This window comes from Lutimaribacter saemankumensis, assembly GCF_900100005.1.
GTDB lineage: Bacteria > Pseudomonadota > Alphaproteobacteria > Rhodobacterales > Rhodobacteraceae > Lutimaribacter > Lutimaribacter saemankumensis.
Genome location: NZ_FNEB01000001.1, coordinates 916,923 through 931,242 on the forward strand (window position 1 = coordinate 916,923; position 14,320 = coordinate 931,242).

11 protein-coding genes are annotated in these 14,320 nt (G+C 65.2%); 7 read left to right on the forward strand and 4 right to left on the reverse strand.

Annotated features, from left to right (window positions below; translation table 11 throughout):
• Nucleotides 1-94: 94 nt before the first annotated feature.
• Nucleotides 95-775, reverse strand: a complete 681-nt coding sequence (locus BLT50_RS04565) for an anti-sigma factor (RefSeq protein WP_090026845.1) — start codon at nt 773-775, stop codon at nt 95-97.
• Nucleotides 772-1,311 (reverse strand): sigma-70 family RNA polymerase sigma factor, encoded by a 540-nt coding sequence (locus BLT50_RS04570; RefSeq protein WP_090026847.1) that lies wholly within the window; start codon nt 1,309-1,311, stop codon nt 772-774. The genes BLT50_RS04565 and BLT50_RS04570 overlap by 4 nt, the downstream gene beginning before the upstream one ends.
• Before the next feature lie 148 nt (nt 1,312-1,459).
• Between BLT50_RS04570 and cobS the strand changes: the two genes are divergently transcribed.
• The 4 genes from cobS to BLT50_RS04590 all read left to right on the forward strand — a co-directional run bounded on the left by cobS (nt 1,460) and on the right by BLT50_RS04590 (nt 6,806).
• A complete protein-coding gene (gene cobS / locus BLT50_RS04575) occupies nt 1,460-2,446 on the forward strand; it encodes a cobaltochelatase subunit CobS (RefSeq protein ID WP_090027105.1) in 987 nt (328 codons plus the stop codon).
• A 127-nt stretch (nt 2,447-2,573) separates the two neighbouring features.
• Entirely contained in the window at nt 2,574-4,448 is a 1,875-nt protein-coding gene (gene cobT, locus BLT50_RS04580) for a cobaltochelatase subunit CobT (protein ID WP_090026848.1), read from the forward strand.
• A gap of 144 nt (nt 4,449-4,592) precedes the next feature.
• Nucleotides 4,593-6,392: an aminopeptidase P family protein gene (locus BLT50_RS04585; protein WP_090026851.1), complete on the forward strand. Its 1,800-nt coding sequence runs from the start codon at nt 4,593-4,595 to the stop codon at nt 6,390-6,392.
• A gap of 69 nt (nt 6,393-6,461) precedes the next feature.
• On the forward strand, nt 6,462-6,806 hold the full coding sequence (locus BLT50_RS04590; RefSeq protein WP_090026853.1) for a DUF427 domain-containing protein: 345 nt from the start codon (nt 6,462-6,464) through the stop codon (nt 6,804-6,806).
• Here the strand turns inward: BLT50_RS04590 and BLT50_RS04595 are convergent.
• Together BLT50_RS04595 and BLT50_RS04600 are read right to left on the reverse strand one after the other, a co-directional pair.
• The gene (locus tag BLT50_RS04595; protein ID WP_090026855.1) at nt 6,751-7,446 is read right to left on the reverse strand and encodes an NYN domain-containing protein; all 696 of its coding nucleotides are present in this window, start codon (nt 7,444-7,446) and stop codon (nt 6,751-6,753) included. The two genes, BLT50_RS04590 and BLT50_RS04595, sit on opposite strands and share 56 nt — an antisense overlap.
• Nucleotides 7,447-7,514: 68 nt before the next feature.
• Nucleotides 7,515-9,176, reverse strand: a complete 1,662-nt coding sequence (locus BLT50_RS04600) for a chloride channel protein (protein WP_245723291.1) — start codon at nt 9,174-9,176, stop codon at nt 7,515-7,517.
• Between the two features lie 79 nt (nt 9,177-9,255).
• On the opposite strand from BLT50_RS04600, the gene BLT50_RS04605 reads away from it, so the two are divergent.
• The 3 genes from BLT50_RS04605 (at nt 9,256) to BLT50_RS04615 (ending at nt 14,318) form a co-directional block, all read left to right on the forward strand.
• Complete coding sequence (locus BLT50_RS04605; protein ID WP_090026860.1) at nt 9,256-10,632, forward strand: FAD-binding oxidoreductase; 1,377 nt, start codon at nt 9,256-9,258, stop codon at nt 10,630-10,632.
• A gap of 77 nt (nt 10,633-10,709) precedes the next feature.
• The gene (locus BLT50_RS04610; RefSeq protein ID WP_090026863.1) at nt 10,710-13,799 is read left to right on the forward strand and encodes a valine--tRNA ligase; all 3,090 of its coding nucleotides are present in this window, start codon (nt 10,710-10,712) and stop codon (nt 13,797-13,799) included.
• A 189-nt stretch (nt 13,800-13,988) separates the two neighbouring features.
• A complete protein-coding gene (locus BLT50_RS04615) occupies nt 13,989-14,318 on the forward strand; it encodes a DnaJ family domain-containing protein (RefSeq protein WP_090027107.1) in 330 nt (109 codons plus the stop codon).
• The last annotated feature ends 2 nt before the right edge of the window (nt 14,319-14,320 follow it).

The window sequence follows — 14,320 nt, forward strand, 5'->3', positions numbered from 1 at the left end:
TCTTCTCCTGTCGTTTTGGTTTCAGGCGCCGGGGCCGTCTGCCCCGATCCACCCGAAATCACGCAGGGGATTTGAAAGAGTTTCAGACCTGCGATCACGAAGCCGTGATCTGACCCACCGCCAGAACCGCGCCCGTGGGCTGCCCCGTGGGCGAGCCACCGGGCGGTTCATCCGAAACCGCCAGGATCGCCCCTGCGGCCAGAAGGTCGCGCAGCGCCTGCGGCACCGCGATTTCCGCGCGCGGGTCGTCCGGCAGCACACCCAGAGACACTGGCGCGGCATCGCCCGCGATCAGCCACAGCTCTAGCACCCGGCCCGAGACCGCCTGCCCGGACTGACGGTCGACGACAAGCTGCGAAGTATCGGCATCATACGCCGCCGCCAGCACCAGCGCCCGGTCCTCGGCGGCGATCTCGGCCACGAATTCCGGTTCGGCATCGGGCAGGAAGGGCGCACCGGCATTGATCCAGACAAGCAGGGCTGCCGCGACGGCGCCCGCGGCCCAGGCCCAGCCGCGCCGCCAGACCGGCCTGCGCGGGGCGATGCCCAGAACCCGCCGGCGCAGACGCGCGGGCGGCGTGACGGGCGCAATGCCGTCGGTCAGACCGGCAAAATGCTCGGCCCAGCGCGCATAGGCGGCGCGCAGGTCGGGCTCGCGCGCAAGGCGGGCTTCGAAGGCGCGCGCCCCCTCGGCGTCGAGCAGGCCCAGCGCGTATTCCGCCGCCAGCGCGTCATCGCCACCATCGGGGGGCGGTATGTCGTCGCGGCCGGTCATCGCGTCAGGCACTCCTTCAGTTTCATCAGGCTGCGGCGCAGGCGCGTCCGCATGGTGTTGAGCGGCACCGCGAAACGCGCGGCAAGCTCGGCATAGGTTTCGCCACCCAGATAGGCACGGCGCACCGCATCCGCATGATCGGCCTCCAGCTCGTCAAAGCAAGCCGACAACCGCCCCATCTCGGACTTGGCGATCACTTGCGCTTCGGGTCCGGGGGCCGCGTCGGCCTGCTCGGGCGCCGTGTCCAGCGGCTCGGTTGCCCGTTGCCGGCGCAAACGATCGATCGCATGGTTCCGGGCGATGGTAATGAGCCATGTCATCGGGCTGAGCCCGTTGACCTGGTATCGCGCGGCATTGCGCCAGATTTTCTCGAAAACCTCCTGCAAGGCGTCCTCTGCGGCGTCACGGTTGTTCAAGACACGCAGCAACACGCCAAAAAGTTTCGCCGAGGTCGCATCATAAAGCGCACCAAAGGCAGACCGGTCGCCAAGGGCGACGCGCGCGATCAGCGCCTCGATCTGATTTCGGTCTGCCATGCTGTCCCCGGTTTCTTTCACTGGACAAATGTGACGCGGCGCGCAAAAGGCAAGGACCGGCCGCCTTGCCCTTGCGCTTGCACGCTATATGGTGCAGCACGGAGGCGAAAAAGGACGGCAGCGCCCCGGACGAAAAAGGATGCACGATATGGCGGATGGCAACATGGACATGAACGCGAAACCGACCGAGGACATCTCGGTGCGCGAAGTGTTCGGGATCGACACGGACATGACGGTCAGGGGCTTCGCCGACCGCAGCGACCGGGTGCCGGATATCGACCCGACCTACAAGTTCGACCCGGACACCACGCTGGCGATCCTGGCGGGCTTTTCGCGCAATCGCCGGGTCATGATCCAGGGCTATCACGGCACCGGCAAATCGACCCATATCGAACAGGTCGCCGCGCGGCTGAACTGGCCCTGCGTGCGGGTGAACCTCGACAGCCACATCAGCCGGATCGACCTTATCGGCAAGGACGCGATCAAGCTGAAGGACGGCAAGCAGGTCACCGAGTTCCACGAGGGCATCCTGCCCTGGGCCCTGCGCAATCCCACGGCCATCGTGTTCGACGAATACGACGCCGGCCGCGCCGACGTGATGTTCGTGATCCAGCGCGTGCTGGAACATGACGGCAAGCTGACGCTTCTGGACCAGAACGAGATCATCACGCCCAACCCCTATTTCCGTCTGTTCGCCACGGCGAACACCGTGGGCCTCGGCGACACCACGGGGCTGTATCATGGCACCCAGCAGATCAACCAGGCACAGATGGACCGCTGGTCGCTGGTGGCCACGCTGAACTACCTGTCCCACGATGCCGAATGCGCGATCGTGCTGGCCAAGAACCCGCATTACAACACCGAGGCCGGCCGCAAGACCGTGGGCCACATGGTGACGATCGCGGGCCTGACGCGCACGGCGTTCATGAATGGCGACCTGTCGACCGTGATGAGCCCGCGGACCGTGATCAACTGGGCGCAGAACGCCGAAATCTTCCGCAATGTCGGGTATGCCTTCCGGCTGTCCTTCCTGAACAAGTGCGACGAACTGGAGCGCCAGACCGTGGCCGAGTTCTATCAGCGCTGCTTTGACGAGGAACTGCCCGAAAGCGCGGCCAGCCAGGCGATGAAGTAAGAATGATGTGAGGCGCCTGACAGGCGCCTCGCAGGTTTTGCGCGCCGTTCCGGCGCGCGGTGCCTCCGGCGGGAGTATTTTCGGCAAGATGAAGCCCGCGTGGGGTGCAAGCCCAAGGTAGGACCAGATGGCCCAGAAAAGCGACAACCCCGCCGATCCGTTCAAGAAGGCGCTGGCCGAGGCCACCAAGGTCATGGCCGACGATGCCGAATTGAATGTCAGCTATTCGGTCGATCCCTCGGGGCTGGCGGGCGACCAGATGCGCCTGCCGCAGGTCAGCCGCCGGATGAGCCGCGACGAGGTTCTGCTGGCGCGTGGCACGGCGGACGCCCTGGCGATGCAGCGCAAGTATCACGATGACGGGCTGCACGCGAAATACCGCCCCCAGGGTGACATGGCGCGCGACATCTACGAGGCGATGGAAACCGCCCGCTGCGAGGCGATGGGCGCGCGCGACATGCCCGGCACGGCGGGCAATATCGACGCCAAGATCGCGCATGAGGCGCAGCGCCTGGGCTATGACCAGGTGACGCAACCCGCGGACGCGCCGCTGGCCACGGCGGCGGGATACCTGGTGCGCCACCTGGCCACCGGGCGCGACCTGCCCGCGGCGGCACAGAACGTGATGGACCTCTGGCGCGGCCATATCGAGGACCAGGCCGGCGACACCCTGGGCGATCTGAACACGATCCTGAACGACCAGACCGCCTTTGCGCGGCTGGCGCGCAAGGTGATCGAGGATCTCGGGTATGGCGACCAGTTGGGCGACGACCCCGACCAGCCGGACGAAGACCAGGACGATTCCGACGAAAGCGCCGAGGAAGAGGAACAGCCCGACAGCACCGGGCAGGACGACGACCAGGACGAGGACGCCGATGCCTCGCCCGAGCAAAGCCAGGAAGAACAGCAGGATTCCAGCCAGGCGCAGGTCAGCATGGACGACCTCGCCGACGAAGAGATGAGCGAGGAAACCGAGCTGCCCGAGGGCGAGGCCCCGCTCGAGCCGCCCGCCCCCGCCCCGATTTCCGAGGCCGACCCGAACTATGCCGTCTATGCCACCGATTTCGACGAGGAAATCCCCGCCGAGGAGCTGGCCGAACCGGCCGAGCTGGAACGGCTGCGCGCCTATCTCGATCAGCAGCTCGAACCGCTCAAGGGCGCGGTCGGCCGGCTGGCAAACAAGCTGCAGCGCCGCCTTCAGGCGCAGCAGAACCGCTCGTGGCTCTTTGACATGGAAGAGGGCATTCTGGATGCCGGGCGCCTGGCCCGCGTCGTCGCCAACCCGACCACGCCTCTCAGCTTCAAGGTCGAAAAGGACACCGAGTTCCGCGACACCGTGGTGACGCTGCTGCTGGACAATTCCGGCTCAATGCGCGGGCGCCCGATCAGCATCGCGGCAATCTGTGCCGATGTTCTGGCCCGCACGCTGGAACGCTGCGACGTCAAGGTGGAAATCCTGGGCTTCACCACCCGCGCCTGGAAAGGCGGCCAAAGCCGCGAGAAATGGCTTGCCGAAGGCCGCCCGCAACAGCCCGGCCGCCTGAACGACCTGCGCCACATCATCTATAAATCCGCCGACGCGCCCTGGCGCCGGGTGCGGCCCAACCTCGGGCTGATGATGAAAGAGGGCTTGCTCAAGGAAAACATCGACGGCGAGGCGCTGGAATGGGCGCATCGGCGCATGGCCAAGCGGCCCGAGGCGCGCAAGATCCTGATGGTGATCTCGGACGGGGCGCCTGTCGACGACAGCACGCTGTCGGTGAACCCGGCGAATTACCTTGAAAAGCACCTGCGCGACGTGATCGAGATGGTCGAGCGGCGCAAGATGGTGGAACTGATCGCGATCGGCATCGGCCATGACGTGACGCGCTATTACCAGCACGCCGTGACGATCACAGATGTCGACCAGCTTGCCGGCGCCATGACCGAACAGCTTGCCGCGCTGTTCGACAAGGATCCGCGCGCCCGCGCACGGTTCCTCGGGATCAAGCGCGCAAGCTGATCTCTCCCACTCCCGAAACGGCCCGGAACGTGCCGGGGCTGCACGCCTGCCGCCCCCTCCGGGGGCATGGGCCGGGATGCGTGGCCCCTTGCACACGCCGCATATTCCCGGCTGAATGCAGCCATCCAGACAACCGGAGGCCCCATGTTCCAGAGTTTTCAGACAACTGCCAGTCCAGAACACGGCGCCGCGCGGCTGGCGCAGCTCCGCGACCAGATGCGGGCCGAAGGGCTGGCCGGGTTCATGGTGCCGCGCGCCGATGCCCACCAGGGGGAATACGTGGCCCCGCACGACGCGCGGCTGGAATGGCTGACCGGGTTCACCGGATCGGCCGGGTTCTGCATCGCACTGACGGAGGTTGCAGGCGTTTTCGTCGACGGCCGCTACCGCACGCAGGTCAAGCACCAGGTGGATCTTGACCATTTCACCCCTGTCGACTGGCCCGACACGCAGCCCGCGCCCTGGCTCCGCCAGCAGCTCGAGGGCGGTCGGGTCGGCTTCGATCCGTGGCTGCACACGCCCGCGGAAATCGCGCGGATCGAACAGGGGCTGGCCGGCACGCAGATCACGCTTGCGCCCTGCCCCAACCTGGTTGACCGGATCTGGGCCGATCAGCCTGCCCCACCGACCGGCCTGGTCACCCCCTATCCCGAAAAGCTGGCCGGTGAGGCACATGCAGACAAGCTGACGCGGCTGGGTGCCTCCCTGCGCAACCAGGGACAGGAATCGGCCGTGATCACACTGCCCGATTCCATCGCCTGGATGCTGAATGTCCGTGGCAGCGACATCCCCCGCAATCCGATCCCGCACGCCTTTGCCATCCTGCACGACAGCGGGCACTGCACGTTGTTTGCCGATGCCGCCAAGATCGACGACGCGTTGCGCGCGCATCTGGGCGACACCGTGACGATCCGCCCGCCGCAGGCGTTCGCGGCGGCGCTGCGTTCGCTCACCGGGCCTGTGCGCGTCGATCACGACAGCGCCCCGGTTTGGGTCTTGCAGCAACTGGACGAGGCCAACGTCCCCCATGTCGCGGGCCAGGATCCGTGCATCCTTCCCAAGGCCACGAAAACCCGCGCCGAGATCGCCGCGACCCGCGAGGCGCATCTGCGCGACGCGGCGGCGATGTGCGAATTCCTGTGCTGGTTCGACGCCCAGGCCCCCGGCACGATCACCGAAATAGACGTGGCGACCAGCCTCGAAGGGTTCCGCCGTGCCACCAATGCGCTGATGGATATCAGTTTCGACACCATCGCGGGCACCGGGCCGCATGGCGCGATCATGCATTACCGCGTGACCGAAGACACCAATGCCCGTCTCGAAGACGGGCAGCTGATCGTCATCGATTCCGGCGGGCAATACCTGGACGGAACGACCGACATCACCCGCACCTTGCCCATCGGAACCGTTGGCGACGAGGAGAAAGCCTGCTTTACCCGCGTGCTCAAGGGCATGATCGGCATCTCGCGGCTGCGCTTTCCGCGCGGGCTGGCCGGGCGCGATCTGGATGCCATCGCGCGCTATCCGCTGTGGGTGGCGGGGCAGGATTTCAACCACGGCACCGGTCATGGCGTCGGCGTCTATCTGTGTGTTCACGAAGGGCCACAACGGCTCAGCCGGGTGTCCGAGGTGCCGTTGCAGCCCGGCATGATCCTGTCGAACGAACCCGGATACTACCGCGAAGGCGCGTTCGGCATCCGGCTGGAAAACCTGATCGTCGTGCAGGCGGCGCCCGATCTGCCCGGCGGCGATCCGCGCCCGATGCACGATTTCGAAACGCTGACCTATGTTCCGATCGACCGCCGTCTTGTGTTGCCAGCCCTTTTGAGCGATGAAGAGCGCGACTGGCTAAACACTTATCACGCCGCGTGCCGCGACAAGATCGCGCCTCGCCTGTCCGAGGCCGCGCGTCTATGGTTGTCCGATGCCACGGCACCGGTCTGACGGTTGACACGAAACCGTCACGCAATATGGCCAGAACAAGCGAAAAGGCAATTGGAAGGGGGATGAAGAATGGCGAGTGATATCACAATTACCAAGGCGGACGGCACATGGGTGGTGCGCGCAGGCGGCGCTGTTCTGGGGGAATCTTCCAACGCGCTGGAACTCAGCGAGGGCGAGATGCCCCCGGTGATCTATTTCCCGCGCGAAGACATCGCGATGGCGTTCCTCGACCGGACCGACCACAGCACCCATTGCCCCAAGAAAGGCGATGCAAGCTATTATTCCATCGTCACGAAAAGCACGACGCTGGAAAACGCGGCCTGGAGCTATGAGGCGCCCAAGGACGACGTGGCCCGCATCAAGGACCACCTGGCGTTTTACACCAGCGACAAGGTAGCTGTGGAACAGCTTTAACCTTTTGGCCCACCCAACGCACACGGGCATCGGGGCCTTTGGGATCGCATCGGAACAAATCGGGGCGCGCCGTAAGATAGGCGCGCCACGTTTTTTTCGGGTGCTTGGAGATCAGGCATCCGCGCTTGCCCATGAGCGAGCCCAAAAGGGCGATGCGCAGGCAGCCGCCGTTTTCGATGATCGTGGACCTGAGTTCCGCATCCCATTTTGCCAGGCGCGGCTCGGTCTTCAGCACGTGAAACGCCGAACAGGCGGCACGGAACCGTGCGCTTGCCTTTTCCTCGCCCAGCCCCGTAACCGTCACACCCAATTCGCGAAGCCGCATCGCAAGCAAGGTGAAATCGCTGTCGGATGTCGCGATAAAGATCTGCCGCAGCCCACCTGTCAGGGCAAGTTCCATCGCGTCGATGCAGATGGCGATGTCGGCGGCGTTGCGCCCAGGATCAGTATGGATGCCACGCAATCCCGGGATATCCACCCACCCCTTCAACCGCGCGATATCGCCATAGAACCGCGCGGTTTTCAGGCGGCTGGACGGCCCCGTTACCGCAAGGATCGCATCGGCGTGACTGGCGGGCACGTTCTCCGCGTCGATCATCAGGCCCGCCGCGGCGGTCGGAATATGGGACATTGTCGTCATTCAAATAACCCTTGGTTGCGCCAAAGGGTTAGCCTGCGCCTATGGCAAGAGTATGGCGTAATGGACGATCAGGAATGCTCTTCCGCGGCGGTCGCGGCCAACGCCTTGTTGAAGGTCTTTAGCGCGTCGACATGAAACAGCGCGCCCAGCAATTGCGGCGCGTCACCTTCCATCGTGGTGACCGGCAGGAAAGGCACGCCAGCCCTTTCGAACAGCGGCATCGCATCCTCGAGCGTGGCGTTGTAATCGACCGAAATCCCGTCCTCGATCATTTCGAGACAGGTTTCCTCGCTGGCGGCGCCGGGGTCTTCGGGTTTGCGCATCAGGGTGCCCGCCCGGAACATCGCCAGAAGGTAGGCTTGCGGCCCCGCCGCAAGATGCACGTCGCGCCGTTCCAATTGAGTGAGGAAGAACGACCTGTCCACCAGCCGCGAGGAAATCGCCGTCGAGATCGACACCGACACCATCACGGCAAGCCCGGTCTGCCAGTCGCCAGTAAGCTCGAAAACGATAAGCGTGGTCGAAATCGGCGCGCCCAACACCGCCGCGGCAACTGCCCCCATGCCCGCCAGCGCATAGAGGGTATGACTGCCCGAAACGTCGGGAAAGATGCCCGTCGCGATCAGACCGAAGGCCAGCCCCGTCAGCGCCCCCACCATCAGCGAGGGCGAGAAAACCCCGCCGCCCATGCGCCCGGCGATGGTGATCGCCACCGCCACGCATTTCAGAACCGCAAACACCACCGCCTCGTGCCAGAGAAGCTGCCCCGTCAGCGCGGCCGACGTGGTTTCATACCCGACCCCGATGATATGCGGAAAGGCGATGGCGATGGCCCCCAGCATCAGCCCGGCGATGCCGGGACGCAGCCAGCGCGGCAGGCCCGACCTCTCCTGCAGGGAATTGCCGATATCCTCGGCGACAAAGATCGCGCGCATCAGCATGACCGCGACAACGCCGCAGACAAGGCCCAGCAACAGGAAGGCGGGCAGTTCCTGATAGAATTGCAGCGTGCTGGAATCGGGCAGCGAAAACTCGGTCACGCCGCCGAATTCCAGCCGGTTGATCACCGTGCCCGCGACCGACGCGATGACGATGGGCGCAAAGGCATGCACCGCGAAATGGCGCAGCACCACCTCGAGCGCGAAAAGCGCCCCTGCAATGGGCGCGTTGAAACTGGCCGACACCGCCGCCGCTACCGCGCATCCCAGAAGGTCGCGGCCCGTGATGCCGTCGGCATGGATGCGTTCGCTGACCCAGCTGGAAATCACGCCCGCCATGTGAACGACCGGACCTTCACGCCCCGAAGACCCGCCCGAGCCGAGCGTGATCATCGACGCCAGCGCCGAGCCGATCCCGGCCTTGATCTCGACCCGGCCGTTTTGCATCGCCGCGCCCTCGATCACGTCGGCCACCGACCGCACCCGCCCGTCCGGCGTGAAATAGTTCAGGATCAGCCCCACCACGAGCCCGCCCGCCACCGGGATCAGCAGGATCCAGTACCAGGGCAGCGTTTCGGCGAAGCTGTGAAGGTGGGTCGGGTCGTCCGTGCCGTAAAGCGCGATCTGAAGCGCCTCGATCCCCTTGCGAAAAAACAGGGCGGCGAACCCGGCACCAACCCCGATCAGCAGGGCGATCAGCCAGAACTGGAATTTCGACGGCCCCTGCACACGCAAAAGACGCCAGCCGTTTTTCAACGACTGAAGCAAGCCGATCCATTGCTCTGACAGGATTTGCCGCACGGCCTCCTCTTTTCCCCTGTCGTCCCCTGCCCTAGTGTGGCGCGCAACGCCCCCGGAACGGAGTTTCCCGATGACCATCGCCGCCGCGCTCGAAGCGCTTGCGCAATTGTTAGGACAACGGCTCAGCCGGTCCAAGTCCGATCTGGACCTGCATGCCGCGTCAGAGACATATTATCCGCTCGCCCGGCCCGATGCGGTGGCCTATCCGCGCGACACGGCCGAGGTTTCGGCGCTGGTGAGAATCTGCGCCGAACATGGCTGTCCTATTACCGGATGGGGGGCGGGCACCTCGCTCGAGGGGCAGGCACAGGCCTTTTCGGGCGGCGTCGTCGTGGATTTCCGCGAGATGGACAAGGTGCTGGAAATCAACGCCGAGGACATGGATGTGCGCGTGCAGCCCGGCTGCACCCGCGAGGCACTGAACACCGAACTGCGGGCGACGGGGCTGTTCTTTCCAGTCGATCCGGGGGCAAATGCCTCGCTTGGCGGGATGGCGATGACGCGCGCCAGCGGCACCACGGCCGTGCGGTACGGCACGATGCGCGACAATGTCCTGGGGCTTGAGGTGGTGCTGGCCGATGGCCGCGTGATCCGCACCGGCACACGGGCGCGCAAATCCAGCGCCGGGTATGACCTGACGGGATTGATGGTCGGCTCGGAAGGCACGCTGGGGCTGGTGACGGAACTGACGCTGCGGCTGCGCGGCCAGCCCGAGGCCGTCACCGCCGCCGTCTGCGGATTTCCCGACATGCACGGGGCCGTCGCCGCGGTGATCGACACGATCCAGATGGGCGTGCCGATGGCGCGGATCGAATTCGTCGATGCCGCGATGGCGGGCATCTTCAACGCGGCAAGCGGCGGGTCGATGCCCGAAACCCCGCACCTGATGGTCGAGTTCCACGGCTCCGAGGCGGGTGTGCGCGAACAGGTCGAGACATTCGGTGCCATCGTCGCAGATCACGGCGCGACCGGGTTCGACTGGGCCGAACGCCCCGAGGACCGCACCAGATTGTGGGAAATGCGGCACCGCGCGCATTGGTCGACGCTGGCCAGCGCGCCGGGCAAGCGCGCGCTTGTCACCGATATCTGCGTGCCGATATCGCGCCTCGCCGAAGCGGTCGAGGAAACCGCGGCCGATATCGCCGCCAGCCCCGTGACCGGGCCGATCCTGGGCCATGTGGGCGACGGCAATTTCCACGCCATCCTTCTGTTCGATCCCGATGACGGCACCGAGCTGGACACCGTCAAGGCGCTGTCGCACCGCATGGCGGAACGCGCACTGGCAATGGGCGGCACCTGCACGGGCGAACACGGGATCGGCATCGGCAAACAGGCCTACATAAAGGCCGAACACGGCGAGGGCTGGCAGGTGATGGGCGCGCTCAAGGCGGCGCTCGACCCGCAGAACATCCTCAACCCCGGCAAGCTGGTGCCGCCGCGAAACTAGGGCCTTCGCGGCCTTTCCCTTTGCGCGCACATTCGCTAAGTGACCCGGCAAGACCCGGATGACGGAGAATAGACCCCATGGGCATGGACAAGACCTTTGACGCCGCCGAGGCCGAACCGCGGCTTTACGAAGAGTGGATGAAGTCGGGCGCGTTCCGCGCGGGCGCGAATGCCTCGCGCAGCGAAACCTTTACCGTGATGATCCCGCCGCCCAACGTGACGGGCGCGCTGCATGTGGGCCATGCCTTCAACAACACGCTGCAGGACATCCTGATCCGCTGGCACCGGATGCGCGGCTTCGACACGCTGTGGCAGCCCGGGCAGGACCATGCCGGCATCGCGACGCAGCTACAGGTCGAAAAGCAGCTTGCCGCCAGGGGCGAACCGGGCCGCCGCGACCTGGGCCGCGAGAAATTCCTGGAAAAGGTCTGGGAGTGGAAGGGCCAGTATGGCGGCACCATCGTCAAGCAGTTGCAGCGCCTGGGCTGTTCCTGCGACTGGGACCGCAACGCATTCACCATGGCGGGCGCGCCAGGCGACCCGCGCACGGGCCATGAAAACAGCCCCGATTTCCACGACGCGGTGATCAAGGTTTTCGTCGACATGTATGAAAAGGGCCTGATCTATCGCGGCAAGCGGCTGGTCAACTGGGATCCGCATTTCGAAACCGCGATTTCCGATCTCGAGGTCGAGAATATCGAGGTCGACGGCCATATGTGGCATTTCAAATACCCGCTCGCGGGGGGCGAAACCTATACCTATGTGGAACGTGACGAGGATGGCAACGTGCTTTTCGAGGAAGAGCGCGACTATATCTCGATCGCCACGACCCGGCCCGAAACCATGCTGGGCGACGGCGCGGTTGCCGTTCATCCAAAGGATGAACGTTACGCGGCAATCGTCGGGAAACTCTGTGAAATCCCGGTCGGGCCCAAGGAGCACCGCCGGTTGATCCCGATCATCACCGACGATTACCCCGATCCCGATTTCGGCTCGGGCGCGGTCAAGATCACCGGCGCGCATGATTTCAACGACTACGGCGTGGCCAAGCGCGGGGGCATCCCCTGCTATCGCCTGATGGACACGCGCGGGCACATGCGGGCGGACGGCGCACCCTATGCCGAGGCAGCCGAGATCGCCCAGGCCGTCGCCCGTGGCGAACGCACGCTGACAGAATCCGAAACCGACGCGCTGAACCTGGTGCCCGATCACCTGCGCGGCCTCGACCGCTTCGAGGCACGCAAGCGCGTGATCGAAGAGATCACCCACGAGGGCCTTGCCGTGATGACCGAGGCCACCGACCCGCGCCTGGGCCGTGCCGCCGAGAAATCGCCGGTCGAACCCTCGGAAGGCGGCGAGATGCGCACCGAGGATCAGAACCTCGTGCCGCTGGTCGAGGAAAAGAAGATCATGCAGCCCTTCGGCGACCGTTCGGGCGTCGTGATCGAACCGATGCTGACCGACCAGTGGTTCGTCGATGCCCACAAGGTCGTGGGCCCCGCGCTCGACGCGGTGCGCGACGGGCGCACCAAGATCATGCCGGACTCGGGCGAAAAGACCTATTACCACTGGCTTGAGAATATCGAGCCCTGGTGCATCAGCCGCCAACTGTGGTGGGGCCACCAGATACCGGTGTGGTACCTGCCGGGCGAGGAAGACTGGCTGCCCATCTGCGCCGCGACCGAGGCCGAGGCGATCGAGATCGCCAAAAGCCGGTTCGCCAATGGCACCGACATTCGTATCGTCGCTGACGCGCAAGAGGCGGTGGCCGTTTTGCAAAACCGCATCGCGCACGCCGACACCGCCGACGAGGGCGCGATCCGCCAGTTCGACTACCCGCAGGAAATCCCGATGTTCCGCGACCCCGACGTGCTGGACACCTGGTTCAGCTCGGGGCTGTGGCCAATCGGGACGCTGGGCTGGCCGGAAGAGACGGACGAGCTCAAGAAATACTTCCCCACCGATGTTCTGGTGACCGGCTTCGACATCCTGTTCTTCTGGGTCGCGCGGATGATGATGATGCAGCTTGCCGTGGTGAACGAGATCCCGTTCCACACCGTCTACCTGCATCAGCTCGTGCGTGACGAGAAGGGGCAGAAGATGTCCAAGACCAAGGGGAACGTGATCGATCCCCTTGATATCGTGGACGAATTCGGCGCCGACGCCCTGCGCTTCACGATGGCGCAGATGGCGGCGCTCGGCGGCGTGCTGAAGCTGTCGAAGGACCGCATCAAGGGCTACCGCAATTTCGGCACCAAGCTGTGGAACGCCTGCCGCTTTGCCGAAATGAACGGCTGCTGGGACGGGCACGCAACGCAGGCCACCCCGCCGCAGGCCAGCGCGACCGTGAACCGCTGGATCATCGGTGAAACCGCCCGCGTGCGCGAAACCGTTGACCAGGCGCTTGCAGAATACCGGTTCAACGACGCCGCGAACGCGCTTTACGCCTTTGTCTGGGGCCGGGTCTGCGACTGGTACGTCGAATTCGCCAAGCCCCTGCTGGCCGAGGACGCGCCCGAACGCGCCGAAACGCAGCAGGTCATGGCCTGGGTGCTGGATCAGTGCATGATCTTCCTCCACCCGATCATGCCCTACATCACCGAAGAGCTGTGGGGCCAGACCGGCACCAGGCCCAAGATGCTGGTCCATGCCGACTGGCCGTCCTTTGGCGCCGATCTGGCCGATCCGGCGGCCGACCGCGAAATGGGCTGGATCATCGGGCTGATCGAAGAGGTCCGTTCGGTGCGCGCACAGATGCATGTGCCCGCAGGCGCCTATGTGCCGCTGCTGGTCACGGGACTGGGCGACGACAACCGCGCCGCCTGGGCCCGCAACGAGGTTCTGGCCAAGCGCCTGGCCCGCATCGAAAGCCTGGACGAGGTCGAAAGCTTTCCCAAGGGGACCGCGACCATCGCGATGGAAGGCGCGACTTTCGGGCTGCCGCTGGCCGGCATCATCGACGTGGCCGAGGAAAAGGCCCGGCTTGAAAAGACGCTTGCCAAGCTCGCCAAGGAACTGGGCGGGCTGCGCGGGCGCCTGAAGAACCCGAAATTCGTCGAAAGCGCGCCCGAAGAGGTGGTGATCGAAACCCGCGAGCTGGTGGCGCAGAAAGAAGACGAAGAAGCCCGGATCAAGGCCGCCGTCGCACGGCTGGCCGAACTGGACTGAGGCTTTGAACAGGTCTGCGGCCCCGTGCGGGGCCGCGAAAGGAGGGGGGCTGTCTGCCCCCCTCTTGGCGTTTCACGCCAATTCACCCCCCGAGGATATTTCCCGAAAGAGAAAACACCGCGGATGCCGGCGCAATCGGACGTTCCGCAAGACTGGCCACTGCGGTATCGTCATCGCGGAGGCATCGCGATGGACCGGTTGCGACAGATGATCGAACGCCAGATCCTGAAGGCGCTGGCCGAAGGCAAGCTTCAGGGGCTTGAAGGCGAGGGCAAACCGCTGCCCGACCGGTCGGGCGAAGCATTCGTCGATCCGGCCGAAGCCGCAGGATACCGCATGATGGCCGAGGCCGGCGCCCTGCCCGAGGAGTTTCGGCTGAAGGCCGAACTGGACGCCGCGCGCAAGCTTTATGCCGAACGCGACGACCCGGAAGAAAAGCGCCAGTTGATGGCGCTGATCGCCGATTTGCAGATGCGCCATGAAATCGCCCGCGAGGCACGGCGCAAGTTCATGCGCTGAAC

Excerpts from the sequence above, each read along its gene's own strand:
- BLT50_RS04565 (WP_090026845.1), bottom strand. The coding sequence starts at position 775 with ATGACCGGCCGCGACGACATACCGCCCCCCGATGGTGGCGATGACGCG.
- BLT50_RS04570 (WP_090026847.1), bottom strand. The coding sequence starts at position 1,311 with ATGGCAGACCGAAATCAGATCGAGGCGCTGATCGCGCGCGTCGCCCTT.
- cobS (WP_090027105.1), top strand. The coding sequence starts at position 1,460 with ATGGCGGATGGCAACATGGACATGAACGCGAAACCGACCGAGGACATC.
- cobT (WP_090026848.1), top strand. The coding sequence starts at position 2,574 with ATGGCCCAGAAAAGCGACAACCCCGCCGATCCGTTCAAGAAGGCGCTG.
- BLT50_RS04585 (WP_090026851.1), top strand. The coding sequence starts at position 4,593 with ATGTTCCAGAGTTTTCAGACAACTGCCAGTCCAGAACACGGCGCCGCG.
- BLT50_RS04590 (WP_090026853.1), top strand. The coding sequence starts at position 6,462 with ATGGCGAGTGATATCACAATTACCAAGGCGGACGGCACATGGGTGGTG.
- BLT50_RS04595 (WP_090026855.1), bottom strand. The coding sequence starts at position 7,446 with ATGACGACAATGTCCCATATTCCGACCGCCGCGGCGGGCCTGATGATC.
- BLT50_RS04605 (WP_090026860.1), top strand. The coding sequence starts at position 9,256 with ATGACCATCGCCGCCGCGCTCGAAGCGCTTGCGCAATTGTTAGGACAA.
- BLT50_RS04610 (WP_090026863.1), top strand. The coding sequence starts at position 10,710 with ATGGGCATGGACAAGACCTTTGACGCCGCCGAGGCCGAACCGCGGCTT.
- BLT50_RS04615 (WP_090027107.1), top strand. The coding sequence starts at position 13,989 with ATGGACCGGTTGCGACAGATGATCGAACGCCAGATCCTGAAGGCGCTG.